Origin of the sequence: Flavobacterium crocinum (assembly GCF_003122385.1) — a bacterium.
GTDB lineage: Bacteria > Bacteroidota > Bacteroidia > Flavobacteriales > Flavobacteriaceae > Flavobacterium > Flavobacterium crocinum.
Genome location: NZ_CP029255.1, coordinates 1,803,377 through 1,829,967 on the forward strand (window position 1 = coordinate 1,803,377; position 26,591 = coordinate 1,829,967).

Below are 26,591 nucleotides of genomic sequence, written 5' to 3' on the forward strand. Positions count from 1 at the left end.
AACGACACTATCGAGCGTGCACACTTTATTTTGTCGTGAAACACATTTATTAATTTAACAAAAGAATAATTCCCCCTTTTATTCGTAATTCTTTACGAATGAAAACACTTTTTAAAGTTACAAAGTTACAAAGTTGCAAAGTTGCAAAGCTAAGCAACAAATCTATTTTCTTTACTCTATTCTCTATTTTCTTTACTCTAATTTCTTTTGCACAGCAGCAAGATTCAACAAAAGTAAATTCTCTGGATGAGGTTTTAGTTTCTGCAGTTCGTGTTACGACAAAAACTCCGGTTACGTTTAGTAATATGGATAAAAAAGAAATCAAATTCCGAAATTTGGGTCAGGATATTCCTGTTCTGATGAATTATCTACCATCTGTAGTAACAACTTCTGATGCGGGAGGCGGAATTGGTTATACCGGAATTAGAGTCCGTGGTAGTGATGCTACAAGGGTAAATGTGACCATAAACGGAATTCCGTACAATGATGCGGAAAGTCAGGGAACTTTTTGGGTTAATATGCCCGATTTTGCTTCTTCTGTGGAGAGTCTGCAATTGCAGCGCGGAGTTGGAACTTCTACAAATGGTTCCGGAGCTTTTGGCGCAAGTTTAAACATGCTTACAGATAGTTATGCAACTAAAGCTACAGGAGAAATTTCGAGTTCTTTTGGAAGTTTCAATTCCAATAAAAATACTGTAAAATTCAGTACGGGCTTAATGAATGATCATTTTGAACTTGCCGGACGTTTGTCTACAATTAAATCGGATGGTTATGTAGATCGTGCGAGTTCTGACTTGAAATCGTATTTTCTGCAGGGAACTTATGTTGGAAAAACAACTTTGATTAAAGCATTGGTTTTTGGAGGAACTCAAAAAACTTATCAGGCCTGGAACGGAATAGACGGAGAAACATTAAACACAAACCGTACTTATAATTCTGCGGGAGAATATAAGGATGAACTTGGAAACATTCGTTATTATGATAACGAAACAGATAATTACAATCAGGATCATTACCAATTACACTGGAGCGAATCTATTTCTGATAAATGGAGTACTAACCTGGCATTCCATTATACCAAAGGAAAAGGTTATTTTGAGAATTATAAATATGATGAGCCAATTGCAGGATATGGCCCAATTGAATCTACAAAAATGGTTGAGAATGATTTAGGCGAATTAGTTCCGGGAACTGATTTAATTCGTCAAAAATGGTTGGATAACGATTTTTACGGAACCACTTTTTCTGCAAAATATAAAGACGAAAAACTGGATGTTATTGTGGGCGGAGCCTGGAATAAATACGAAGGCGATCATTATGGAAAAGTAATCTGGGCTCGAAATTCTGCAAATTCAGAATTGGGAGATCATTACTATGATGATTTCTCCACAAAAACAGACGGTAATATTTTCGCGAAAGCAAATTATCAGTTTACAGATCAATTAAGTTTCTACGGAGATTTGCAATACAGAAGAGTTCGTTATCAGGCCAATAGTGCAGAAACCGGTTTGGTTGATGATACTTTCAATTTCTTTAATCCAAAAGCTGGTTTAAACTATGCTTTTAATGAAAAAAACACGCTTTATTTCTCTTATGCTCGTGCGAACCGCGAACCAAACAGAACAGATTACGAAGGCGGAAATGTAAAACCAGAAAAACTAAATGATTTTGAATTAGGATGGAGATTCAATTCAGAGAAATTTCAATTGAATTCGAATGTTTATTATATGGGATACAAAGACCAGTTAATCTTGACAGGAAGATTGGATGATGTTGGAAACCCAATTCGTTCCAATACCGACAAGAGCTATCGTTTAGGTCTTGAAGTTGATGCTACAATTGCACTTTCAGAAAAATTCACATTAAGACCTAATTTTACTTTGAGCAGTAACAAAAATGTTGACTTAGCTGTTGACGGTGAATTTTACGGAACAACTAAAATTGCTTATTCTCCGGAAGTAATTGCTGGAAACGTTATTGTATATAAACCAATCGAAAGATTATATATATCATTGTTACAGAAATATGTTGGAGAACAATATATGAATAACATCGAATTGCCTTCGGCTAAACTGGCAGATTACTTTGTAAACGATTTGAATGTTTCTTACGAAATAAGACCAAATGCTATTTTCAAATCAATTACCATTACCGGAATGGTGAATAATATTTTAGATAAAAAATATGTTTCAAACGGAGCCATGTGGGATATTTATCCATACTATTATCCACAGGCAGGAATTAATTTCTTAGCTGGTTTGACGTTGAAGTTTTAAAACTTTTTTAAATAATGAGAAAAGCCCGAAGGTGTTATTTACACTTTCGGGCTTTTTTGTTTAATACTTGTCATAATTAGTTTAGATTTTTTAAATCTAAAAAGTACTAGTGATGATTAAAAGTATTTATCTTATTTAACATAAAATCTTGTTAATTAAATGTTAAAAATAGGTTTTTTCTTATTTTGTTTAAATTAATTTTAGATGTTTGAATTGGTTAACCAATAACAGAATTATAAATTTTAAACCATTTTAATTATGAAAAAATTAATTTTTACTGCTTTTGCAGTAGTGATGTTTAGTTCAATTTCAACAGCAAAAACAGCTGAAGTTTTAAAAGATTGCTCAGGATATGCTGCAACAAAAACAAATGCTGATGAAAGCAAGAGAGAAACTGATGGTAGGGGATGCTACAGCTCTGGTCAATATAATAAAATCTACCAGATTTATAAAATGGAGTGCGAAATGTCATCTATGATGATGGTGCCATTAGAGGAAGAAGAATTTTTCTTTGAAGAGCTGATAGTTTTTCAAGAATAAATTATTTTAAGAATTTATAAACCCTTCAGGCAAATTTATCTTTGTTAGATAAATTTGCTTGATTTTAAATAAAAATATTAATGAAAGTAATTTTAAAAAAGAACATTTTTTTTCTCTTTATTTTGTTTAATAACATCATATATTCTCAGTCAGAATCAATAACTAAAGTTCTTTACAAACTAGTGCCATACGCAATTCCTTCTGATAGAGGACTGACAAAAGAGCAAAAGGAAGGCATCGTTAAAGAAAATTTTGCAAGAGATAAAGTAGAGTGCGAACTTACTTTCACAAAAAACAAAAGTGTGTTTAGTTTGATAGAAAAGCCACTACTAAATAGGGATTTTGATTATTTAAAAGAAGCCGTATTAGTGAGTGATAAATATTATAATGATGTGGTAAACCAAAAGAAAACACGTTTTGAAGAATTAGGAGGGGAAAATTTGAATATAATTCTTCCTTATCATCAATACAATTGGGAAATTACCTCTGAAACAAAAAAAATAAATGATTATACCTGCTATAAAGCAATCTGTAGATGGAATGATTTTAATATGAGAAGAAACTCAACAGATGTGTTTAGTGCTGAAGCTTGGTTTACTCCACAAATACCGTCATCTTTTGGGCCATTAGGATTAGACGGTTTGCCTGGATTGGTTTTAGAGGCAAATTATGGAGCATCAGGAATCCATTTTTATATTGTTAAGATTGAATTTAATGTTGAGAATCCTAAAGTAAAATTTGATCCGCCAACGGTTCAGTATATTACTGAGGAAGAACATCAAAAAAGATTAGCAAAAGAATATGAAAATATGGGGAGATAGTAGCAAATTTAGTAAGCTCTTTTTTATATCTAAATTTTCATTCTTTCCTTACAAAAAAAGAAGCATGAAAAAATTAACATTATTATTTTTTTGCCTTTTTTTTAATGTATCGTTTTCTCAAATAAAAAATGGGTCTGTTGTTTATAGTGTTACACCGGTAGAAACTGAAAGTAATCTAGATAAAATGTCTCAAGGTATAGCTCCCGGATTAATGGACAGAGTAAAAGAACTCGATTTTAATCTAATTTTTGATTCCTATAATGCGTACTTTGATATTAATAAAAAGTACAAATATGATAAATCTAATGAAACAGTATTTGCTAAACTAAAAATAGAGTTTAGTGGAGAAATTTGGCAGACAAAGGATAGTGTTTACAGTGATGTAAACTTAGGATACCTAGGAAATAATCTAATTCTAAAAAAAGAAACAGAGAAGAATTGGATTTTGCATAATGAAACAAAAAAAATAGACAGATTTGTTTGCTATAAAGCTACTACAGAAATAGTAAGAGTTGCACCGCAAAAAACATTTAGATTTCCAATTACAGCATGGTATTGTCCTGAAATAAATGTTCCTTTTGGACCTGCAGGATTTGGTAATCTGCCAGGGCTTATTTTGGAGCTTCAAACAAAAGACGCAGTATTTGGAGTAAAAACAATCTCAATAAATCCAGAAGAAAAGATTGAAGTACCCAAATTGAAAAAAGGTAAAATACTTTCCGAAAAAGAGCTGGATGGAATTATTACAAGGTATAATGATGAGAAGAATTCTAATAATTCAAAAAGATGAAATATTGCAGAAAATTATTTTTTTTAGTTCTGTTTTTGTCATTCACAGCTAATGCGCAAAGTAAAAAGATTACTGTTGACTATAGTGCAAGGATTGAGAAAGAAGAGGGATTATTTGGGAATAATGTATTATACAAAAATCTTCTTGATAAAGCTATGGCTGATTGTTATAAAATAACATTTCAATTGATTATAACAGAGAATGGAGCTAAATTTTTTAATAAAGAAAATTTAGAGAGTGATATTAATAGAGGCGTAAATGGATTTGCTCTTGGGATGTTACATTATGGAGGAATTGTTTATAGCTTAAAGGATAAGGTTTTAGAACAGCATTCACAGTTAGGAGAAAATGTTTATACATCGCAAGATTTAAAAACAGACTGGGCTTTAACTAACGAAACCAAACTAATAGATAATTATTTGTGCTATAAAGCAACCAATATTTACAAGGTTGAATATGGTGCAAAAGTTTTTAATCATCCTGTTACGGCTTGGTATTGTCCTGCATTGCCCTATTCTTATGGGCCAATAGGCTATGGGAATTTGCCAGGATTAATTTTGGAGCTTCAGGTAAGAAATGCCGTTTTTGGTGTAAAAAATATCAACCTTCAAAGTGAACAGGATTTTGATATTAAAGTATTAAACAAAATAAAAATTTTAAGTAGAAAAGAAATGGAAGAAGCTTTTGATAAGTTAAATGGTCTTTGATTAAGACTTGTTTTTTATAATTATGTTATGAAAAAGAATATCCTAATTATCATTTGTCTTTGCTGTTTAAATTTGCATAGCCAGATTTCTTCAGGAAAGATTATATACAATGTACTGACACAAGATATTGAGTCAAATTTGAAGGACCCTAAATCTCTTTTATTGAATAAGTTGATAGTAGAAAATGCCAGAAAACAATCTTTTATTTTAGAATTCAATAAAAACAAATCAAGTTTTACAAAAATAGAAAAATTAGCACAACCTTCTTATAAAGAAAAACTTGTTGAAAGTATAGCTTCAGGTTTTCTGACAACTCCTAATAGCTACTTTTTAGATCAAGATGCAGAAAATTATTTGTTACAAACGGAAGAAGGAATTCTAATTCGAAAACCTTTCAAATCTTTAAATTGGGAAATTCTAAAAGAAAGCAAGATGGTCGATGATTATCTATGTTATAAAGCAATTTGCAATAAAGTAATTATAAATATGAAAGGAGAAGAAAAAAACATTTCGGTAATAGCTTGGTTTGCACCAAGTTTGCCTTATCATTTTGGGCCTAAGGAGTTTTATGGTTTGCCAGGGTTAATTTTAGAATTGGAAGAAGGCAAAACTACATTTTATGCTACTGAAGTATCTTTTCTTGATTTAAAAAAAGAAATAGAATTTCCGCGTGGGAAAACCATTACTGAAGAAGAATATCGTAAAAGTGTAATGGCGCAACAATATTGATATGAAATATTTTATCTTCCTTTTTTTGCTTATTTTTTCATTCTCATATTCTCAATCAAAAAACTTTATCGGAGTAGTTTCCGATGAAACATCAAAACCTTTAGAATCTGCAAATGTAATTGCTAAACCTTTACAGGAAAAAGCAAGTTTAAAATTTGCTATTGCTGATAACAAAGGACGTTACAGATTAGAGCTTGAAAAGGAAGTGAAATATGAAATCACAGTTTCGTATATTGGTTATGTTGAAGAAACTTTTATTCTGGAATCATCTTCAGATATAAATGTACACGATTTTCATCTCAAAGCAACCGGAGAAAACCTCAAAGAAATCGTCATCAAACACGAGTTCAAACCTATTGTAGTTAAAAAAGATACTCTGGTTTTTGATGTTAATAGTTTTGCGAATGGAAACGAACGCAAGATGAAAGAAGTTCTTGAAAAACTGCCTGGTGTTGAGGTCGATAAAAACGGAGGGGTAACGGTACAAGGTAAAAAAGTAACCAAAATGCTAATAGAAGGAAAATCATTTTTTGGTGGCGGTTCTAAACTGGCTGTAGAAAATATTCCTGCAGATGCTTTGGATAAAATTGAAGTCATAGATCATTTTAATGAAGTAGGTTTTATGAAGCAGGTTTCAGACAGTGATGATTTGGCTATGAATGTTAAACTTAAAGAAGAAAAAAAGAAATTTGTTTTTGGAGATGTAGAAGCTGGAGCAGAGGTAGGAGCAGGCGACAACGGTTTTTATTTGGCACATACAGCTTTGTTTTATTACAGTCCAAAAACAAATGTAAGTTTTATAGGCGATGCCAATTCTATTGGTAAAAGTACATTTACATTTGATGATTTAATGCGGTTTGGAGGCGGAGTAAGTAGTTTCCTATCAGGCAGGAAATCACTGTCTAATTTGTCTTCTTTTTCTAATGACAATACCGATGTTTTGAAAAACAAATCACAATTTGGTGCCTTTAATATAAGTCATGATATTTCTGATAAGCTTTCTGTTTCGGGTTTTGGAATATTTTCTAAAGTTTTAATGGCTTCAAGAATTGAAAATAATATTGAATATTTAAACAACACTGCTGTAGCATTTGAGAATAAAGGCAGAAATGCAAAAAATAATGCTATACTTGGTATTGGAAATGTAAAGCTTGATTATTCGCCATCTAATAAAGAAAAATGGTATTACAACGGACAATATCAATCAAGTACAAATGATCTGATGAGTACTTTAAATTCTGTAACAAATTTAGGATCTTCTGTTTTTGAAACCATAAACCAAGCCGATAATGTTTCTGTAAAACAGTATATTGAATGGCATAAAAGGTATAATAAAAATCATACTACCACTTTTGTTGTTAATCAGGCTTATAATAAAACTACACCACTCAACAATTGGTTTACAGATCAGCCTTTTCTGCAGGGATTAATTCCTTTAGAAAAAGATGACAGTTATACAATCAGCCAAATAAAAAAATCAGAAGGAAACAGTATAGATGCACTTTTCAAACATTACTGGATTATAAATAACAACAATCATCTATATACCAACATTGGTAATAATTATGAATCATCAACTTTTCAAACAGCAGAAAAACAAATTCTAACAGATGGTTCTGTAAATGACTTTGCATTAGCAGGTTTTGGTAATGACATTAAATACCAATTGAATGATGTTTATGTAGGTTTGGAATATAAATTCAGAATAGGAAAATGGGTTAACAAGCCAGGTTTGTATTTACACAGGTATGATCTAAATACGATTCAAAATAATAGTGATTATATTGTTACAAAAACACTTTTTCAGCCACAATGGAATAGTGACTATGAATTTAATAATTCTGAATCCATAAATTTTACGTATAAATTAGAGAATAAATTTCCAGTTGCCAATCAATTGGCAGACAGGTATACATTACAATATTATAATTCAGTTTTTAAAGGAAATGCATTACTGGAAAATGAAAAATACCATTCAGCTAGTTTGTTTTATTCAAAAATGAATTCATATCGTGGAATTACTTGGAATGGAATGCTGAATTATTCTAAAAAAACAAAAGTTATTCGCAATGAAGTAGATTTGGATGGGATAAACCAGTTTAATACTCCAATTTTGACTGATAATCCTGAAACTGATATTGGTTTTAGTGGTTCTTTTTCTAAACGTATTTACCGATTCAATCTTAAATTGAATGCAAGATTATCTTGGTTTGAATATTCACAAACGATAAATGAAATTGTAACAATAAACAACAGAGACAGCCAGAATATTGGTTTAGTTTTTAAAACAGCCTATAAAAAATGGCCGGTTTTTAGTGTTGGTTACAATAAAGGGTTCAGTAGTTTTTCTGGAATAACAAAATCTCATTTTCAGTCAGATGTATTAACAGGAGCATTTGAAGCTGTATTTTTTAAATTCTGGAAATACAAAATCGATTATGATTATCTCAAAAATACGGATAATCAAAAACAATCCAACTCTTATGACATGATAAATACATCCTTATTTTATCAGAAAAAAAATAATCCTTTTGGTTTTCAGTTAAGTGTCGCAAATTTGCTAGATATAAAGAAAAAATATAGCAACAAGTTCTCAGATTATATGATAAGTGAACAGTCGACATATATTTTACCAAGAGCTATTATGTTTTCTATATCTTATAAATTGTAGATTTAATTATATACGTGGACTACGCTTCCAGAAAATTCCACACGATATTGTTTCATTGGGTATTCTTTTTCTCCGAGTCCGGTAAATAAGTTATATCGAGCTTTATCGCAAGAGCATTCGGCATAAATTCCGTCAATTGTCATAGCAGTGCAGGAGGTAAGCGCCTGGTTTGGACATGCGGCGTCAAAAGCGGTATAAGTTCCTTCTCCGGTTTTCATTACTATAATTCCTTTCGCGCCATAATTGGCAACATAAACAGGATTACTTGGGTACAATAGTTTATTGTAAGTCGGCAGGTTGGTATCCAGATAAGCGTTTATAGAATAATTCGGAATATACGGATTGTTATTGCTTCTGTTATTGTCACTGCAAGAGAATAAAACAGCGGTAAATGCGATAAAGAACCAGATTTTTTTCATTATTTGAATAAGAATTAGTGAAACAAAAATAATTTATTTAGATTTGAAATCTATATGATTAACATATAATTATGTACTATTAAAAATTATAGTATATTTGTGGTAAGAAAATCCCGTCGCGATGGGATTTTTTGTATTTATATAAACGATGAAGTTATGAGTAAAGTATCTTATTATACAGCAGAAGGACTAAAAAAGTTAAAAGATGAATTGGAGCACTTAAAAAGTGTAATGCGTCCAAAAGCATCTCAAGATATTGCAGACGCGAGAGATAAAGGTGATTTGTCTGAAAATGCGGAATATGATGCAGCAAAAGAAGCACAAGGTTTATTAGAAATGAGAATTTCTAAACTGGAAGAAGTATATGCTAATGCAAGATTAATTGATGAGTCTCAGTTAGACGTTTCTAAAGTTTTGGTTTTATCAAATGTAAAAATCAAAAACCAAAGTAACGGAATGGAGATGAAATATACTCTTGTAGCAGAAAGTGAAGCTGATTTAAAAACAGGTAAAATTTCTGTAACATCTCCTATTGGTAAAGGTTTACTAGGAAAATCTGTTGGAGAAGTAGCAGAGATTACAGTTCCAAATGGAGTTTTGAAATTTGAAATTCTTGAAATTACAAGAGACTAACTTTAGTTGAAACAATTAAACAAAAAACAATGAGTTCAATATTCACTAAAATAGTAAACGGAGAAATTCCAGCTTATAAAATTGCTGAAGACGAAAATTATTTAGCTTTTTTAGATGTAAATCCCAATGCGAAAGGACATACACTTTGTATTCCAAAACAAGAAATCGACAAGATTTTTGATATGGATGAAGAGTTGTATTTAGGTTTAATGAAGTTTTCTAAAAAGATTGCTGCGGCTTTAGAAAAAACAGTTCCATGTAAAAGAGTAGGTGTAGCTGTAGTTGGACTTGAAGTGCCTCACGCACACGTACATTTGATTCCTTTAAATGAAATGGATGAAATGCGTTTTATCAATAAAGTTTCGCTTACAAAAGAAGAGTTTGAAACTTTGGCAAAAGATATTCAATCAAATTTGTAAAGACTTCGACTTCGCTCTGTTTGACAAAAAATAACTAAAAGTGCAGTAAAAATTTTACTGCACTTTTTTATTGAAAGATACTTGAAAAGTCGTTCCTTTTCCAAGTTCAGAACTCAAAACTTTAATCTTTCCGTTATGGTATTCTTCAACAATTCTTTTAGTTAAAGAAAGACCAAGTCCCCAGCCGCGTTTTTTGGTAGTAAAACCAGGTTCGAAAATCGTTTTAAACTGTTTTTTCAAAATTCCTGTTCCGGAATCTTTTATATTGATTTTAATATTGAAAGCATCCTGTTCAATTTGAAGATCAAGAGTTCCTCTCCCTTTCATGGCATCAATGGCATTTTTAACCAGATTCTCGATAGTCCAACTGTGCAGTGTTGGGTTTATCATAACATAAATTGGTTCTGCTGGTGCTTTGAATGAAAAAGCAACCTGTTTAGAAAAACGAGACTGAAGATATTCGTAAGCATTTTTGGTTTCTTCAATAATATTTCGAGGTTCGAGAACTGGTATTGAACCAATTTTAGAAAAACGATCTGTAATAGTTTGAAGACGTTCAATATCTTTTTCGATCTCAAGACTAATCGACGGATCGATATCTTCCGTTTTTAATATTTCAACCCAGCCAATTAAAGACGATAAAGGCGTCCCGATTTGATGCGCCGTTTCTTTTGCCATTCCGGCCCAAAGTTTATTCTGAGTTGCCATTTTGGTGCTTTTATAAAAATTATAAATCAAAGCAACACACAAAACAATAATCAGAAATAAGGCAATGGGATAATATTTAAGTTTATTTAATAATCCTGAATTCCCGTAATATAAGGTCTGATATTTTCCGGGCGCATATTCAAAAGTGATTGGCTCATTTTCATTTCTTAATCTATTCAGATAAGAGTTCCTTTTTTTCTTGTCCTTGAGAACTTCGTCAGGAACATTAGTAGCACTTACTACCTTGTCAAATAATATTACTACAGCCGGAATAGAAGTGTTATTATTGATAATTTGAAGAGGCAATTCTACATCGGTATTTTCGTTGGCATTCAAAATTGTAATCTGCGCATTTACGAAAAGCTTCATCTTCAAACGTTCCTCATTCTTAAAGATTTGGAAGAAAGTATAAGTATTCCAAAGAATTAGAGAAATGATTAAAAAGCAAATAGAAATTATAATCCAGCGCGTTGTATTTGTTCTTTCAGAAAAAGACATATTCATTTTTTTGTGGTATAAATATAACGAAATATACCTATTCTATATTTTGCCGAAGCCGAAAGTTTTTTAGTTTTATCTGCAAAACTATTTTTCATAATTAAACGATTTCAATACTTTTGCAGGTACCAAAATGAGATTTGGTTTAAATCAAAAAGTATGATCAGCATTAACCCAAAAGAGATACCAACGGCCAAGTTGCAGGGCTATCTGCAGAGTTCGATAGGTCCAAGACCAATTGCTTTTGCCAGTACAATCAGCGAGAAAGGAATTCCGAATCTGTCACCGTTTAGTTTCTTTAATGTGTTTAGTGCCAATCCGCCAATTTTGGTTTTTTCGCCTTCGCGAAGAGTCCGAGATAATACCATAAAACATACTTTAATTAATGCCGAAGCAACTAGAGAAGTGGTAATTAATGTGGTAAATTTTGATTTAGTACAGCAGACTTCTTTGGCGAGTACAGAATATGGTGACGGAGTAAATGAATTTATAAAAGCTGGATTAACACAGATTCCTTCAGATTTAGTAAAACCTTATCGTGTAAAAGAATCTCCAGTTCAGTTTGAATGCAAGGTAACGCAGATTATTCCGTTAGGAGAAGAAGGAGGAGCTGGAAATTTGATTTTATGTGAAGTAGTGAAGATTCACATTCACGAATCAATTTTGGATGAGAATGGAGCAATCGATCAGCATAAGATTGATTTGGTTTCGCGATTAGGAAATAATTGGTATTCAAGATCAAATCAAGGACTTTTTGAAGTGGCAAAACCCTTGACAACACTGGGAGTAGGAGTAGATGCCATACCCAATTTTGTAAAAGAAAGCGCCGTTTTTGACGGGAACGATTTGGGCAAATTAGGAAATATTGAAGCCTTGCCTACGAAAGAAGAAGTTAGTATATTTGTGAAAGAAAATTTTGCTGTCAAAGGAGTTTTAAGCTCAGACGATCAGCAAAAAGTGCACTTAGAAGCCAAAAAATATTTGGATAATGGAGATGTAGAAGCGGCATGGAAAGTGCTTTTAGCTAAGAAATAAAAAGAAATAGAAACAATAATTAATATAGACGAAGATGGAAGTTACAGGAAAAGTAAAAGTGGTAAACCCAGAGCAGCAAGTTAGTGCCTCATTCAAAAAAAGAGAATTAGTTGTTACTACTGAGGAACAGTATCCACAACATATTTTAATCGAATTTACACAAGACAAATGCGATTTATTGAGTAGCTATAAACAAGGAGAGGCAGTAAAAGTTTCTATCAATTTAAGAGGAAGAGAATGGGTTAATCCACAAGGAGAAACCAGATATTTCAATAGTATTCAGGGTTGGAGAATCGAAAGATTAGCAGACGCCGCGCCTACACAAGCACCACCAATGCCAACAGCAGAAACTTTTGCTCCGGCAACAAATGTAAGTGACGACGAACCAGACGATTTACCGTTCTAAAAAAGGTTTAAATTCCAATATTATAAATTCCAAATTCCAATTCATATAACTGAATTTGGAATTTGGAATTTTGTTTTTGAGCTTTTACAGCATCTCAAGATTGTGAAAAATTGGAATTTGGAATTTCGTTTTTGGAATTTTTCAAAATTGAATATTTTAAAAGATGTATTTTTTATTTGATAATTTATATTTCCCTCCAGTTACAGAAGCTGATGAAGAAGGTATTCTTGCAGTCGGTGGTGATTTAAGTCCCGAACGTTTAAAACTGGCTTATAGTAGAGGTATATTTCCCTGGTTTAATGAAGGAGAATCTATTCTTTGGTGGGCTCCAGATCCGCGTATGGTCTTGTTTCTGGATGAACTGAATGTTTCCAAAAGCATGCGTAACATTTTGAACCGCAATGTTTTTACTGTTACCTTTAATACTCGTTTTAGGGAAGTAATTTTAAACTGTCAGCAGATATTAAGAGATGGGCAGGATGGAACATGGATTTCAGATGAAATAGTTGAATCTTATTGTGAATTACATAATCAGGGAATCGCAAAATCGGTTGAGGTTTGGCAGGATGAGGTTTTGGTAGGAGGTTTGTACGGAATTGATCTGGGCCATATTTTTTGTGGAGAAAGTATGTTTTCTAAAGTGTCCAATGCTTCAAAAGTAGGTTTTATATCTTTAGTGAATCATCTGAGAAAAGAAAACTATAAATTACTGGATTGCCAGATTTATAATCCTCATTTAGACAGTTTAGGCTGTCGTGAAATTGATCGCGAAGAATTTATGACTATTTTAAACAGTAAATAAGATGAGTACAATTCATGTTGTAACAGAAATTTATATTTATCCGATTAAAAGCCTTGCCGGAATTAGTCTTCAGTCTGCAAAAACGGAAGAAATGGGATTTGAAAACGACCGAAGATGGATGCTGATTGATGCTGAAAATCAAATGCTCACTCAAAGAGAACATCGTATTATGAGTCAGTTTTATCCGCAGATTGAAGGTGGAAAAATCAGTATTACTTTTGAGGATCAAAAACATGAATTTTCTATTGATGAATCTTTAGAAAATATACTTGAAGTAAATGTTTGGGATGATAAAAGCGAAGTAGTTGAGGTAAATAATGAAACTTCAAAATGGTTCAGTCAGCATTTGGGTTTTGAGTGTAAATTGGTCAAAATTCTTAAAAATGGATCTCGTAAACACGAAAGTTCCAGATTACAAGAAATATTCAACGTAAGTCTGGCAGATGGTTATCCTTATTTATTAATTGGAACAGAAAGCCTTGATTTTTTAAATGATAAATTGGACGAAAAAATCACCATTAAAAGATTTCGTCCAAACATTGTTGTAAGAACAAAAAAGGCTCACGAAGAAGATGATTTTACAAATTTCAAAATTGGAGAAGTTCAGTTTAAAAACATAAAACCTTGCGGAAGATGTGTAATGGTTAACAATGACCCAGAAAATGGACGATTAAAAAAAGAACCTTTAAAAACGTTGAGTAAATACAGAAATGTAGATAATTCAGTTTTATTTGGAACCAATATTGTGAGTTTGAACACGGGAAATATTTCAGTTGGAGACACAATCGTTTTTTAGAAATTCAGTTTTGTAAAGTTCCAGTTTAACGTATTAAAAATTATCAATTCGTTCTTTAAAGTTGGTAGTTCTAAAATTAATTTTAAGGTTTCATGCGCCATCATATTACCGATAATTCCTGGTAAAGTTCCCAGAACGCCATTCAGATTACAATTTGGAACATCTTTTGGATCTGGCATTTCAGGGAATAAATCGCGAAGATTTTTACTTCCATTATGATTGAAAACAGCTATTTGACCTTCAAATTTTAAAATACTTCCATAAATCAAAGGTTTTCCAAGTTTTACACAAGTGTCATTGACCAAATAACGCGTCATAAAATTGTCCGAACCATCTACAATTATATCATATTGCTCAATAATTTGAGAAGTATTTTCTAAAGTCAGTTTCTCATTAATTGCAACAGCTTCTATTAACGGATTGAGTTTCGAAACTACTTCTCTGGCAACAATCGATTTTTGTTTTCCAATTTCATTTTCGGTATATAAAATCTGTCTGTGGAGATTGTGAATTTCAATTGTATCAAAATCCATGATTCCGATAAAGCCAACTCCAGCGGTTGCAATATATTGTAAAATAGGACAGCCCAAACCACCGGCGCCAATTACTAAAACTCTTGCTTTTTTTAGTTTATCCTGGCCTTCATCACCAATTTCAGGTAGAATGGTTTGTCTGTTGTAACGAAGGAATTCTTGTATGATACTCATTTTTTTAATTTCAGATTTCAGAGTTTAGATTTTAGATTGTTGGAATTTTTAAGCAAAACTCTTATCCCAATCTTTCCAAACTGGTTCGTAGCCTTTGTTTTTTATGATTTTTGAAATTTCTTCTGCCGAACGTTCATCACTGATTTCGAATTGTTCCAAAGACTGAGGATCTACCACATAACCACCCGGATTTGTCTTAGATCCAGCACTCATATTGGTCACGCCAATTGGAATAATATTGTTTCTGAATTTCTCGTTTTCTCTTGTTGAAATCGATATTTCCAGGTCCTCATTCCATAATCTGTAAGCACAGATTAATTGCGTCAAATCTTTATCGTCCATAATAAAATTAGGTTCGATAATTCCCTCGGCAGGTCGCAGACGAGGAAACGAAACCGAATATTTGGTCTGCCAATATTTCTTTTGAAGATAATCTAAATGCAAAGCGTTAAAAAAACTGTCCGTTCGCCAATCTTCCAAACCTAATAAAACGCCTAAACCAATTTTGTGAATTCCTGCAGTTCCAATTCTGTCTGGAGTTTCTAATCTATAATCAAAATTTGATTTTTTGCCTTTTGTGTGATATTTTTTGTAAACTTCCTGATGATACGTTTCCTGATAAACTAAAACAGAGTAAACTCCAGCATCATGCAAACGCTGATAATCTTCTGTAGAAAGGGGCTGGACTTCAACAGAAATAATCGAAAAATCATTTTTAATCTGTTTTATGGCATTCAGAAAATAATTGATATTTACAGTATAATTTGCTTCGCCAGTCACTAATAAAACATGATCAAAACCTGTATTTTTTAACGCTTCAACTTCGAGTTTTATTTCGCCATCAGTCAGTGTTTTGCGTTTGATTTTATTGTCGAGACTGAATCCACAATAGGTGCAAATGTTTTGACATTCGTTGCTTAAATATAATGGAGCATACATTTGGATTGTTTTCCCAAAACGTTTCTTGGTAATTTCATGGCATTTCTGTGCCATTTCTTCCAGATAATTTTGTGCAATAGGAGAAATCAGAATCAAAAAATCATCGAGATTGAGTTTGGTTTTCGCCAAAGTTCGTTCGACATCTTTTGATGTGGTTTGGTATATTCGGGATTGAATATCATCCCAATTATATTGCTCAAAAATAGATTTGAATGTTTTCATTTTTTATTTTGTTTCCCGCAGATTTTGCAGATCGTGCAGATTAAATTTTATTAGCAACACGATGAATATTTTCAAGGATATTAGCACAGTTGAAATTGACTAATAATCCAAGTTTTTTATTCGTCAATTTTAAATAAGTATTTAGCTGTTTAAAATGTATAGGTTTTATTTCGTCCACTGATTTTAATTCTATAATTACTTTATCCTCAACTAAAATATCTAGCCTAAAAGTTATGTCTAAATAGACATCATCATATTTAACTGGTAAATCAATTTGTTTAACTACTTGTAATCCATATTTTTCCAATTGATAGTAAAGTGCACTCTCATATACCGATTCTAATAATCCTGGCCCAAGAGTGTTATATACTTTAAAAATTGCTCCTCTAACTTTATATGAAATCTCATTTTCAGACATATTTTTTTAATTTAAAAATAAGGAAAAATCCTTCTTTTTTTAAGACTTGGTTAAAAAATCATAATAATATAGATTTAGTAGTCTCAACATAAAATTATCTGCCAAATCTGCGAGATCTGCGAGAGAAAATCAATTTACTGATAAAGGAAAGACGTCAAAGGACTAGAAGCGACAGCAAAGTTTTGCTGATTGGCAACTTTAGCTTCAAAAGCTTTTCTTCCTGCTATAACAGCTTCTTTGAATGCTTCAGCCATTAATTTTGGATTTCCGGCAACCGCAATTGCAGTATTAACCAAAACAGCATCGGCACCAATTTCCATTGCTTTTGCAGCATCAGATGGCGCGCCAATTCCAGCGTCGACAATTACAGGGACATTGCTTTGTTCAATTATTATTTCTAAGAAATCTATCGTTTTTAAACCTTTATTGCTTCCAATAGGCGAACCCAAAGGCATTACTGCTGAAGTTCCAACATTCTCTAGATGTTTGCATAAAACAGGATCAGCATGAATATAAGGCAAAACAATGAAACCTAATTTGGCCAATTCTTCAGTGGCTTTTAACGTTTCAAGAGGATCCGGCATTAAATATTTTGGGTCGGGATGAATTTCTAATTTAACCCAGTTTGTTTCTAGAGCTTCACGAGCCAATTGCGCGGCAAAAACGGCTTCTTTCGCATTTCTTGCACCAGAAGTATTCGGTAATAAATTAATATTTGGATGCTTTAAATGTGATAAAATAGCATCAGTATCGGTTTCTAAATCAATTCGTTTTAGTGCAACAGTAACCAATTCGCTTTCTGAGGCTAAAATGGCGCTTTCCATTTCTTCATTCGATCCAAATTTTCCAGTTCCTAAAAACAATCTGGATTTGAAGCTCTTATCTTCAATATTAAACAATGACTTTTGCATATAATTTTTCGTTTAATTGTTCAATTAATAGTTTTTTTTCAAGACTTTCTGTAATAATTCCGGAAACGGCAATTCCATAAATTCCTGTTTCTATTAACGGATTAACATCTCTTAATGTAATGCCTCCGATGGCATAGACAGGAACCTCAATTTTGTTTTTTTTCATTTTCTGAAGAATATCAAAATAGCCGGACAGCCCTAAAATTGGACTTAATTTCTCTTTCGTAGCAGTAAAACGAAAAGGCCCTAATCCGATATAATCACAGCCATTTTTTACGTGATTTTGTATGTCTTCAAAAGTATTTGCTGTTCCGCCGATGATTTTAGTTGAACCTAAAAGTGCTCTTGCTTCGTCAATTTTAGTATCGGTTAATCCCAGATGAACTCCATCTGCAGCAATTTTTTCGGCAAGATGTAAATCATCATTGACAATAAAGTTGGCCAGATATTCTTCGCATAAAAGTTTTACCGCTTCTGCTAAAGTATAAGTGTCTTTGATAGTTTGATTTTTAAATCGCATTTGCACCCATTTACATCCGGCATCAAGAGCCTGATGAATGTTGCGCAATTGTTCGTCGATTGTTTCGCCTTGTGAAATATATTGCAGTTTGTTATACATAATGATATCCAATTAAGGTTGATGTTGAACTCAGGTATTTTTCGATGTAGGTTTTGGCATTTTTACAAGCCATTTCTAAAGATTGATTTAGAGCTAAATTCGAAGCAATTGCAGAAGAAAGCACACAGCCGGAACCGTGTTTTTCAGCACAGTCTTTTTCTGATGGAAACAGATCGATAATTTTATTTTTCAGAAACAATTGATCTTTTCCAATTTCATTTAAATTGTGACCGCCTTTCAGTAAAATGGCTGTAGAGATTTCGTTTTCAATCCAAAGATTATCCTTTATAAAACCGGGAACTAGTTGTTCGATTTCGATATAATTTGGCGTTATCAAATCGATTTTTGACAGAATTTTGTTTAAGTCTGACCGGTCTTCAATGTTCAGAAAATCAAATTCAGTAGTCGATTTTAAAACCGGATCCCAGACAATTTTTGTAGTTGGAGAAATTAATTTTATAGTCGAAAGAATTCGGTTTAAATACGAAAGCGATGGCACAATTCCGATTTTAACCGCGCTGATTTTATAGTTTTGAAACAAGACTTCAATAGATCTGATTACGAAACTGATATCGATCCATTCGATTTTATGAAACTCATTTTCTGTCTGGATGGTATTAGCCGTCACAATGGCAAAACCGCTCACTTTATGTTGTTCAAATGTTTTAATATCAGCCAAAATTCCGGCACCGCCAGACGGATCTAAACCTGCGATTGTAAGTACGAAAGGACGATTTGCTGACATAGTTTAAATTCTTTTAATGGATTTTTGCTGTTCCAGATAGCGCCCAAAAGAGCGAAATCGTCAAAGTCATTTTCCAGTGTTTTTTGAATATTCTTTGAATCTATTCCACCCAAGGCGATTATTTTTGTTTTATGATTTGTTCTTGATTTTATTTCTTCGAAAAAATCAACTTTTGGCTTATAATTTTCTTTTGAAATACTTTTGAAAACAGGGCTTAGAAATGCATAATCAAAATTTTTAAGAGAATTGAATTCTTGGATTGAGTGCGTTGATGTCGATTTCGATACGTTTTTATACCTACAAGGTTTTGGAAACCTTGCAGGAATGTTTGAATCATTTTTTCTTTCTTTTTCAGAAAAATGTAATCGGTTAATTCCAAAATCTTCTGCTAGTTTATGATGATTGTGTAAGACAAGTTGATTACGAAATTCCAACTTAATCTGATGAATAAACTGCGCCATTTCCAACTCAGAAAAATTAGGTTTCCGAATATGAAGCAAAGGCAACCCTTCCTCAAACAAAGAATGAATTGTCTTGATTTCGTTTACAACAGCAAAAGGATTTGAAATTAAAATCATATCTTTTTCTATATTCTTTCCTCTATTCTCTAAAAAAACTAAATATAAATCTCTTTCCCCTGTTCAATAAATTCCTCTGATTTCTCCTGCATTCCTTTTTCTGCAGCTGCAACATCTCTGATTTCCTGAGATATTTTCATAGAGCAGAATTTAGGCCCACACATCGAACAGAAATGAGCGACTTTTGCACCATCGGCAGGAAGGGTTTCGTCATGGAATTCTCTTGCAGTATCTGGATCTAAAGCCAAATTAAACTGATCTTCCCATCGGAATTCAAAACGGGCTTTACTCAATGCATTGTCACGATATTGTGCTCCCGGATGACCTTTAGCCAAATCAGCCGCATGAGCAGAAATTTTATAAGTAATCACACCGTCTTTTACGTCTTTTTTATTTGGTAGACCAAGATGTTCTTTTGGCGTTACATAACACAACATTGCACAGCCATACCAGCCAATCATAGCCGCACCAATTGCCGATGTAATATGATCGTAACCCGGTGCAATATCAGTTGTTAAAGGACCTAAAGTATAAAATGGAGCTTCATGGCAATGTTCCAATTGTTTGTCCATGTTTTCTTTTATCATGTGCATCGGAACGTGTCCCGGACCTTCAATAAAAACCTGAACGTCATGTTTCCAGGCAATTTTAGTAAGTTCTCCCAAAGTTTCTAATTCAGCAAATTGAGCATTGTCATTCGCATCAGCAATCGAACCTGGACGTAAACCGTCTCCGAGAGAAAATGCAACATCATATTGTTTCATGATTTCGCAGATTTCTTCGAAATGTGTGTACAAAAAGTTTTCCTTATGATGAAATAAACACCATTTTGCCATAATCGATCCGCCACGAGAAACGATTCCAGTAACACGATTTGCGGTTAAATGAATATAGCGAAGTAAAACTCCAGCATGAATGGTGAAATACGAAACACCTTGTTCAGCTTGTTCAATTAGAGTATCTCGGAAAATTTCCCAAGTTAAATCTTCGGCTATTCCTTTTACTTTTTCCAAAGCCTGATAAATTGGAACAGTACCAATTGGAACCGGAGAATTTCTAATAATCCATTCTCTGGTTTCATGAATATTTTTTCCAGTTGATAAATCCATAATCGTATCGGCACCCCAACGGCAAGCCCAAACGGCTTTCTCAACTTCTTCTTCAATGCTTGAAGTCACAGCGCTGTTTCCAATATTGGCATTAATTTTCACAAGGAAATTACGCCCTACAATCATCGGTTCACTTTCCGGATGATTGATATTGTTTGGAATAATAGCTCTTCCGCAAGCCACTTCAGAACGTACAAATTCTGGAGTGATTTTGCTTTTCGGAGTATTTGCGCCAAAACTTTGTCCGCCGTGCTGACATTGCATGGCTTTAGTTTGTTCATTTAAAAGCTCGATACGCTGGTTTTCGCGAATGGCGATATATTCCATTTCAGGAGTAATAATACCTTGTTTGGCGTAATATAGTTGCGTTACATTGGCGCCTTTTTTAGCTCTTTTTGGTTGATGCAGATATTCAAAACGAAGATGATTTAAACTTTCATCTTTCAATCGGCTTTGACCGTAATCGGAAGTGATTTCATCTAAGATCTCAACATCATTTCGATCTAGAATCCAGCTTTCGCGTAAGCGAGGTAATCCTTTCCGAATATCAATTTCAACATTGGGATCGGTGTAAGGTCCGGAAGTATCATAAACTGTTACCGGTGGATTTTTTTCAATTCCGCCATTTGATAGTTTGGTATCGCTTAAAGCAATTTCCCGCATAGCGACTTTTATCGGATGAATTTCTCCATCTATATATACTTTTTTAGAGTTTGGAAATGGGGTTCTGGATATTTGTTCTTCGTTTGTCATAAGAAAAGAAGTTATGAGTTATAAGTTATGTGTTGTTGTAGAGACGGACTGCGGTGCGTCTACATCCAGTATACAAGTGGAATTTGGATTTTTTAAATTGGAATTTTGGCCCTTATCCTCCCTGTGTGGCAGAAATAATGAGGATTTCGTCAGTTTCTTGTACGAGGAATTCGTTCCAATTGGTTTTTGGAACAACAGTATTGTTGACAGCAACAGCAATTCCGTTTTGTTTTTGCGGAATTTCGAGATCGAGCAATGATTGAACGCTTAGCGATTCAGCATTGAAAAATTTAGTTTGTTGATTGATTTTTAGTTCCATTCCTTTCGAGTTTAGTGTATAGTTATACACAATAGGAATGGCTGCAATAACGCACAGAAATGCGTTTAAGAAGTCATCTTACTTTTCCCTACGCTAGTATGAACTAGATCAGGTTCAGAGGGTAAAATCTCAGCCTGCGTGATGCAGACACCCCTAAAGTGTGAAGCAAATGTAATAAAATTTGTTTGAAAGTTTCAGGTTTCAGGTTTCAAGTTTTTGAAAAACTGAAAACGGAGACTGAAAACTGCGACTATTTTCCCTCGCGGATAAAGCAATCTTCCGCGTGATCATTGACCATTCCGGTGGCTTGCATGTGAGCATAAATAACAGTTGAACCCACAAATTTAAATCCTCTTTTTTTTAAATCTTTGCTGATTTCATCTGAAAGTGGCGTAGTGGCCGGAACTTCTTTTGAAGTTTTAGGATTGTTTATGATAGGTTTTCCATTGGCATATTTCCAAATATAATCTGAAAAACTGCCAAATTCTTCCTGAACCTTCATAAAAGCCTGAGCGTTGGAAACTGCAGCTTTTATTTTTAATTTGTTGCGGATAATGCCAGTATTTTGCATTAACTCTTCAATTTTTTCTTCAGAATATTGAGCTACTTTTTTGTAATCGAAATAATCAAAAGCAGCTCTAAAATTGTCTCTTTTATTTAAAATCGTAATCCAGCTTAATCCGGCCTGAAAAGTTTCCAGAATTAAAAATTCAAATAGAGTAGGATCATCATAAACCGGAACTCCCCATTCTTCATCATGGTATTTTTTGTATAAATCACTGGAGGTGCACCAGCCGCATCTTATCGGTTCCATTTTTTTGTTTTAAAGGTATAAAAAAACCTCAAATTGTTTAGTTTGAGGTTTTATGATATATTATTTTGTTAATTTTATAAATTGCGATTTAAAACTTTCTAGTTTGATTAAGTAAAAAGTTGTAAAAATTAATACCCAGGCTATATATGTTAAAAATAGATTGGTAAAGTTAAAGCTATAATCCAAAATATCTAAAGACTGACAAAGAAATCCTAAAAATATAATTGCTATAAAATTAAATAAAATACTGTTTTTTAGGCTCATTTTGAAACTGCCTGATAAAAAGTTCCAATTTACAAGTTCGTCTCTTATTATAGTTTTATTATGATTCGATAGGTCTATTATGACATTTTGTGAAAAATCAAGCTTTACCTTTATAATGTTATTATTCAGTATGCATTTATAATTGTAGCTTTCCAAAACTTTAATAATTTCATCAGACTTCATTTTATTTCAAAGATATTAGACTTAAATTTAATAATGTCAATAAATAACGTGTTATATTTTTTTTATGTTTTATTAAAATTAAGAGGTTAGTATTTTATAAATGTAGTCCTTTTGTTTGATAATAAACTTTTTTTGAAGGTAAATTCTTTTAAAAAAAATATACTTGGAAAAGTATATGTCATCTAATTAGTTTCATTTCCCAATTTTCCAGTGATAACCTTTTACGCTCGGTATATAAGCTTTTGTTCCAATTATGATTAAGTCGGTATAAACTTTCTTTTTGTATTTAATTCCGATTGCTTGTCCGGAAGTATATATTTTATTCGCCTCAAACTTGAATTTAATTTTCGCATCATTAAATTTTGCATCCGAAATCTTTTCAATAAACCAAGTCGATTTCCATTTTACTTCAATTTCATCTTCTGCGGTTTTGGTAATGCTTTTTATTAATTTAATTCCATCAGCAGGAATATTGTGGTTTTCAATAAGTTCTTTTTGCGTTATAGTCTCTCCTGTTTTACAGTCGGCTATAAACTTCCTAAAAGCGGTAATTCCTAAAAACTTTTCATTTTCAGTTTCTGCATTTACTGCAATGCTATCAGTTAAAGGTTTTACATTCTCAGAAGTTGCTTCCGTTGTTGTGATTTTGTCTACAATGGATTGTTTATATTCATTTACGGTTTCAACAGTACTTTCCGAAATAGTTTCTATTTTATTCGTAATCTTATCAGTAACTTCTAGTAGTTGTTTCTTAACGTCTTTAGAACAACTTACAAAACTTAACAGCATGATTGATAGTAATATTTTGCAATGCTTCATTCTATTGTTCCTGATTTTTATGGTGCTTATCGTTTTCCAAATACTTTTTAATTAAGTGATGTCCTAAATAAATGGCAGGAGTTAATAAAATGGCAATGGCTAATTTGAAAGTATAGCCAATTAATCCTGAAGAAATAAAAGTGTCAAAATCAATTTTTCCGGGTAACCAAAAAGCAATTCCAAGAACAATAAACGAATCAAATAATTGTGAAATTACTGTAGAACCTGTAGCTCTCAGCCATATTTTCTTTTCTCCTGTTCTGTTTTTGAAAAACCAGAAAATCCAGACGTCAATTAGCTGCGAGGCCATAAAGGCAATTAAACTTCCGACAATGATCCACATACTCTGCCCAAAAACAGCTTGAAATTGATCGTCGTTGACGGGACTAATTCCTTTAGCAGCCGGAATAGTAATGGCCATAAATAAGATCAGAAAAGCATAAGCAATTAAACAGGCTGTGATAAAAGAAAGTTTTTTTACTCCTTTTTCGCCAAAATATTCATTAATTAAATCGGTTGTCAGAAAAACGATCGGCCAGGGCAAAATTCCTATACTCATTACAAAAGGGCCAACCTGAATTAATTTTCCTCCAATAAGCTCTGCTACAACAGCATTCGTGATAAATATTCCTGCAAGAATTACAAAAACAATCTCTTTTCTGGTTTTAAACATGTTGTTTTGGTTATGAAGTTTCAAATTTAAGCTATTTTTTAAAACCTGATATTAGTAAATTTTTAAAATAACATCCATTTGAAGTTTGATTCTGATTGGTTACTTTTGAGATTCTGACGCTTCTTAATTTTAAGAAAAGTGCAAGGAAGAACTTTATAAAATGATTTGATTATGGAAAAAGAAACTAATCCGTTACTTCAGGAATGGTCAGGGCCTTATGGAGGCGTGCCGGATTTTACAAAATATAAAATATCTGATTTTAAACCCGCAATTGAATTTGCAATTCAGGAAAAATTGGAAGAAATTGATTCCATTGCGAACAATTTAGAAAAACCGACTTTTGATAATACTATTAAAGCTTTAGAGCTTTCAGGAGAAAAACTGGATCGCATTCATGCGGTTTATGGAATTTATAGATCTAATTTAAGCAGTCCGGAATTTAATGTTGTAGATACAGAAATGTCGCCAAAATTAGCTGAGATTAGCGATAAACTCTATCAAAACGAGAAACTGTTTTTAAGGATAGAAGAATTGTATAAATCAGAAGAAAGTAAAAACCTGGATTCTGAACAACAGCGTTTGCTTTGGTTGTATTACACTGATTTTGTTAGAGAAGGAGCAGAGCTGAATAAAGAAGATAAATCAGAAGTAGCAAAAATTAATCAGGAACTTGCCGGACTTTTTACGCTTTTCAGTCAAAAACTACTGGCAGAAGAAAATGATCAGTATTTGGAATTAAATTCAGAGAATGATTTGGACGGTCTTCCGGAAGAATTTAAAAACGCAGCTATTGCTGAAGCAAAAGAAAGAAAGCTGAATGTTTTGGCTTGTATCGGAAACACCAGATCTTCAATTGAGCCTTTTTTGACTTTTTCTAATCAAAGAAATTTAAGAGAAAAAGCATTTGATATTTTTGTACAAAGAGGCGATAATGATAATTCAAATAATACAAATGAAACGCTTGTTTCAATTTTAGAGTTAAGAGCCAAGAAAGCAAAAATATTAGGATTTAAGAATTTTGCAGAATGGAGTTTGTCTAATAAAATGGCAAAAGATCCTCAGAAAACATTGGATTTAATGCATTCGGTATGGAAACCAGCTGTTGAAAAAGTAAAAAACGATGTTTCAGCTATGCAGGAAATGGTGAATGAAGAAGGCGGGAATTTTAAAATTCAGCCTTGGGATTATCGTTTTTATGCAGAGAAGGTCCGCAAAGCAAAATATGATTTAGATCAGAACGAAATTAAGCAATATCTTCAGTTAGAGAATTTGCGTGAAGGAATGTTCTGGACTGCAGGAGAGTTGTTTGATCTTGGTTTTAAACAATTGTTTGATGTTCCTGTTTATCATCCAGATGTTCGGGTTTGGGAGGTCAATCATAAAAATACTGGTGAAGTTGTAGGTTTGTGGTATTTTGATCCTTATGCGCGAGTAGGCAAGCGATCAGGAGCCTGGATGAACTCTCATAGAGATCAGCAGAAAATAAACGGAAAAGTGCTTCCGATTGTTTCTAATAATTGCAATTTCATAAAAGGAAATGCCAGCGATCCTGTTTTGATTTCCTGGGATGATGCTACGACATTATTTCATGAATTTGGCCACGCTTTGCATGGTTTATGTTCGAATGTGACCTATCCGAGTTTATCTGGAACTTCAGTTGCGAGAGATTATGTGGAGTTTCCTTCGCAGTTGTTGGAACATTGGCTGGCCACTCCGGAAGTGTTGAATAAGTTTGCGCTTCATTATAAAACCAATGAACCTTTGTCTCAATCATTAGTAGATAGAATAGGTCAGGCCGCTAATTTTAATGAAGGTTTTGCAACGGTAGAAACGATTTCGAGTTCATTCGTAGATATGAAGTTGCATTTAACTACCGAAAAAGTAAATCCGCATCAATTTGAGAAGCAAATTTTGGAGGAAATTAATATGCCATCAGAAATTGTAATGCGACATAGAATTCCACAATTTGCCCATATTTTTTCAAGTGACGGATATGCGGCAGGCTATTATAGTTATTTATGGGCTGATGTTATCAATGCCGATGCTTACGAAGCTTTTTTAGAAGGAAACGGACCTTTTGATAAAGAGGTTTCCAAACGCCTTTACGATATTGTTTTAAGTGCAGGAAATACGGTTGATAATGAAACTATGTATGAAAATTTTAGAGGGCATGCGCCAAAATCGGATGCATTGATGCGTGCAAGAAATTTTCCGGTTGAAAGTTAATCTATATAAAAAAGCCCGAATAAGTAAATATTCGGGCTTTTT

28 protein-coding genes and 1 riboswitch are annotated in these 26,591 nt (G+C 32.9%); of the genes, 14 read left to right on the plus strand and 14 right to left on the minus strand.

Annotated features, from left to right (window positions below; genetic code table 11):
• Positions 1 to 98 precede the first annotated feature (98 nt).
• From HYN56_RS08275 to HYN56_RS08305, 7 genes are all read left to right on the plus strand, one after another.
• On the plus strand, positions 99 to 2,276 hold the full coding sequence (locus HYN56_RS08275; RefSeq protein WP_109191741.1) for a TonB-dependent receptor: 2,178 nt from the start codon (positions 99 to 101) through the stop codon (positions 2,274 to 2,276).
• A gap of 258 nt (positions 2,277 to 2,534) precedes the next feature.
• On the plus strand, positions 2,535 to 2,816 hold the full coding sequence (locus HYN56_RS08280) for a hypothetical protein (RefSeq protein WP_109191742.1): 282 nt from the start codon (positions 2,535 to 2,537) through the stop codon (positions 2,814 to 2,816).
• A gap of 80 nt (positions 2,817 to 2,896) precedes the next feature.
• A complete protein-coding gene (locus HYN56_RS08285) occupies positions 2,897 to 3,637 on the plus strand; it encodes a GLPGLI family protein (RefSeq protein ID WP_109191743.1) in 741 nt (246 codons plus the stop codon).
• A 64-nt stretch (positions 3,638 to 3,701) separates the two neighbouring features.
• Complete coding sequence (locus HYN56_RS08290; protein ID WP_167398286.1) at positions 3,702 to 4,427, plus strand: GLPGLI family protein; 726 nt, start codon at positions 3,702 to 3,704, stop codon at positions 4,425 to 4,427.
• Complete coding sequence (locus tag HYN56_RS08295; protein WP_109191745.1) at positions 4,424 to 5,134, plus strand: GLPGLI family protein; 711 nt, start codon at positions 4,424 to 4,426, stop codon at positions 5,132 to 5,134. Before HYN56_RS08290 ends, HYN56_RS08295 begins: the two co-directional genes overlap by 4 nt.
• Positions 5,135 to 5,161: 27 nt before the next feature.
• Complete coding sequence (locus tag HYN56_RS08300; RefSeq protein ID WP_109191746.1) at positions 5,162 to 5,863, plus strand: GLPGLI family protein; 702 nt, start codon at positions 5,162 to 5,164, stop codon at positions 5,861 to 5,863.
• Position 5,864: 1 nt separating this feature from the next.
• On the plus strand, positions 5,865 to 8,534 hold the full coding sequence (locus HYN56_RS08305; protein WP_109191747.1) for a carboxypeptidase-like regulatory domain-containing protein: 2,670 nt from the start codon (positions 5,865 to 5,867) through the stop codon (positions 8,532 to 8,534).
• Between the two features lie 2 nt (positions 8,535 to 8,536).
• Here the strand turns inward: HYN56_RS08305 and HYN56_RS08310 are convergent, their stop codons facing one another.
• Complete coding sequence (locus tag HYN56_RS08310; protein WP_109191748.1) at positions 8,537 to 8,953, minus strand: Rieske (2Fe-2S) protein; 417 nt, start codon at positions 8,951 to 8,953, stop codon at positions 8,537 to 8,539.
• A gap of 156 nt (positions 8,954 to 9,109) precedes the next feature.
• Here HYN56_RS08310 and greA point away from each other — a divergent pair, with 156 nt between their 5' ends.
• Both greA and HYN56_RS08320 read left to right on the plus strand, forming a co-directional pair.
• Positions 9,110 to 9,586: a transcription elongation factor GreA gene (gene greA / locus HYN56_RS08315; protein ID WP_091493555.1), complete on the plus strand. Its 477-nt coding sequence runs from the start codon at positions 9,110 to 9,112 to the stop codon at positions 9,584 to 9,586.
• Between the two features lie 29 nt (positions 9,587 to 9,615).
• A complete protein-coding gene (locus tag HYN56_RS08320) occupies positions 9,616 to 10,005 on the plus strand; it encodes an HIT family protein (RefSeq protein ID WP_109191749.1) in 390 nt (129 codons plus the stop codon).
• A gap of 54 nt (positions 10,006 to 10,059) precedes the next feature.
• On the opposite strand, the gene HYN56_RS08325 is transcribed toward HYN56_RS08320, so the two are convergent.
• Positions 10,060 to 11,211: a sensor histidine kinase gene (locus HYN56_RS08325; RefSeq protein WP_109191750.1), complete on the minus strand. Its 1,152-nt coding sequence runs from the start codon at positions 11,209 to 11,211 to the stop codon at positions 10,060 to 10,062.
• Positions 11,212 to 11,370: 159 nt separating this feature from the next.
• On the opposite strand from HYN56_RS08325, the gene HYN56_RS08330 reads away from it, so the two are divergent.
• From HYN56_RS08330 to HYN56_RS08345, 4 genes are all read left to right on the plus strand, one after another.
• Positions 11,371 to 12,246, plus strand: coding sequence for a flavin reductase family protein (locus tag HYN56_RS08330; protein WP_109191751.1), 876 nt, complete (start codon positions 11,371 to 11,373; stop codon positions 12,244 to 12,246).
• 34 nt (positions 12,247 to 12,280) lie between these two features.
• Positions 12,281 to 12,652, plus strand: a complete 372-nt coding sequence (locus HYN56_RS08335; RefSeq protein ID WP_091493548.1) for a DUF3127 domain-containing protein — start codon at positions 12,281 to 12,283, stop codon at positions 12,650 to 12,652.
• Positions 12,653 to 12,815: 163 nt separating this feature from the next.
• Positions 12,816 to 13,454, plus strand: coding sequence for a leucyl/phenylalanyl-tRNA--protein transferase (aat, locus tag HYN56_RS08340; protein WP_109191752.1), 639 nt, complete (start codon positions 12,816 to 12,818; stop codon positions 13,452 to 13,454).
• 1 nt (position 13,455) lies between these two features.
• Entirely contained in the window at positions 13,456 to 14,250 is a 795-nt protein-coding gene (locus HYN56_RS08345) for an MOSC domain-containing protein (protein WP_109191753.1), read from the plus strand.
• Here the strand turns inward: HYN56_RS08345 and HYN56_RS08350 are convergent.
• The 12 genes from HYN56_RS08350 to HYN56_RS08410 all read right to left on the minus strand — a co-directional run bounded on the left by HYN56_RS08350 (position 14,247) and on the right by HYN56_RS08410 (position 24,323).
• Positions 14,247 to 14,957: a HesA/MoeB/ThiF family protein gene (locus tag HYN56_RS08350; RefSeq protein WP_109191754.1), complete on the minus strand. Its 711-nt coding sequence runs from the start codon at positions 14,955 to 14,957 to the stop codon at positions 14,247 to 14,249. The two genes, HYN56_RS08345 and HYN56_RS08350, sit on opposite strands and share 4 nt — an antisense overlap.
• Positions 14,958 to 15,005: 48 nt before the next feature.
• Positions 15,006 to 16,118 carry a 2-iminoacetate synthase ThiH gene (gene thiH, locus HYN56_RS08355; protein ID WP_109191755.1) on the minus strand — a complete coding sequence of 371 codons (1,113 nt, stop codon included), beginning with the start codon at positions 16,116 to 16,118 and terminating at the stop codon, positions 15,006 to 15,008.
• A 40-nt stretch (positions 16,119 to 16,158) separates the two neighbouring features.
• The gene (locus tag HYN56_RS08360; protein ID WP_109191756.1) at positions 16,159 to 16,536 is read right to left on the minus strand and encodes a GxxExxY protein; all 378 of its coding nucleotides are present in this window, start codon (positions 16,534 to 16,536) and stop codon (positions 16,159 to 16,161) included.
• 134 nt (positions 16,537 to 16,670) lie between these two features.
• The gene (locus HYN56_RS08365; protein ID WP_109191757.1) at positions 16,671 to 17,447 is read right to left on the minus strand and encodes a thiazole synthase; all 777 of its coding nucleotides are present in this window, start codon (positions 17,445 to 17,447) and stop codon (positions 16,671 to 16,673) included.
• Positions 17,428 to 18,066, minus strand: coding sequence for a thiamine phosphate synthase (locus tag HYN56_RS08370; protein ID WP_109191758.1), 639 nt, complete (start codon positions 18,064 to 18,066; stop codon positions 17,428 to 17,430). The genes HYN56_RS08365 and HYN56_RS08370 overlap by 20 nt, the downstream gene beginning before the upstream one ends.
• On the minus strand, positions 18,059 to 18,811 hold the full coding sequence (locus tag HYN56_RS08375; protein WP_109191759.1) for a hydroxymethylpyrimidine/phosphomethylpyrimidine kinase: 753 nt from the start codon (positions 18,809 to 18,811) through the stop codon (positions 18,059 to 18,061). Before HYN56_RS08375 ends, HYN56_RS08370 begins: the two co-directional genes overlap by 8 nt.
• Entirely contained in the window at positions 18,769 to 19,389 is a 621-nt protein-coding gene (locus tag HYN56_RS08380) for a thiamine phosphate synthase (RefSeq protein ID WP_109191760.1), read from the minus strand. Before HYN56_RS08380 ends, HYN56_RS08375 begins: the two co-directional genes overlap by 43 nt.
• Positions 19,390 to 19,427: 38 nt before the next feature.
• Positions 19,428 to 21,251, minus strand: a complete 1,824-nt coding sequence (gene thiC / locus HYN56_RS08385) for a phosphomethylpyrimidine synthase ThiC (RefSeq protein WP_109191761.1) — start codon at positions 21,249 to 21,251, stop codon at positions 19,428 to 19,430.
• A 112-nt stretch (positions 21,252 to 21,363) separates the two neighbouring features.
• Complete coding sequence (thiS, locus tag HYN56_RS08390; RefSeq protein ID WP_109191762.1) at positions 21,364 to 21,570, minus strand: sulfur carrier protein ThiS; 207 nt, start codon at positions 21,568 to 21,570, stop codon at positions 21,364 to 21,366.
• A 68-nt stretch (positions 21,571 to 21,638) separates the two neighbouring features.
• Positions 21,639 to 21,735: riboswitch (TPP riboswitch) on the minus strand.
• An 85-nt stretch (positions 21,736 to 21,820) separates the two neighbouring features.
• Positions 21,821 to 22,384 carry a DNA-3-methyladenine glycosylase I gene (locus HYN56_RS08395; protein ID WP_109191763.1) on the minus strand — a complete coding sequence of 188 codons (564 nt, stop codon included), beginning with the start codon at positions 22,382 to 22,384 and terminating at the stop codon, positions 21,821 to 21,823.
• 639 nt (positions 22,385 to 23,023) lie between these two features.
• A complete protein-coding gene (locus tag HYN56_RS08405; protein ID WP_167398287.1) occupies positions 23,024 to 23,650 on the minus strand; it encodes a hypothetical protein in 627 nt (208 codons plus the stop codon).
• A 1-nt stretch (position 23,651) separates the two neighbouring features.
• Positions 23,652 to 24,323, minus strand: coding sequence for a queuosine precursor transporter (locus HYN56_RS08410; protein ID WP_109191766.1), 672 nt, complete (start codon positions 24,321 to 24,323; stop codon positions 23,652 to 23,654).
• Between the two features lie 171 nt (positions 24,324 to 24,494).
• On the opposite strand from HYN56_RS08410, the gene HYN56_RS08415 reads away from it, so the two are divergent.
• Positions 24,495 to 26,549 carry a M3 family metallopeptidase gene (locus tag HYN56_RS08415; protein WP_109191767.1) on the plus strand — a complete coding sequence of 685 codons (2,055 nt, stop codon included), beginning with the start codon at positions 24,495 to 24,497 and terminating at the stop codon, positions 26,547 to 26,549.
• The last annotated feature ends 42 nt before the right edge of the window (positions 26,550 to 26,591 follow it).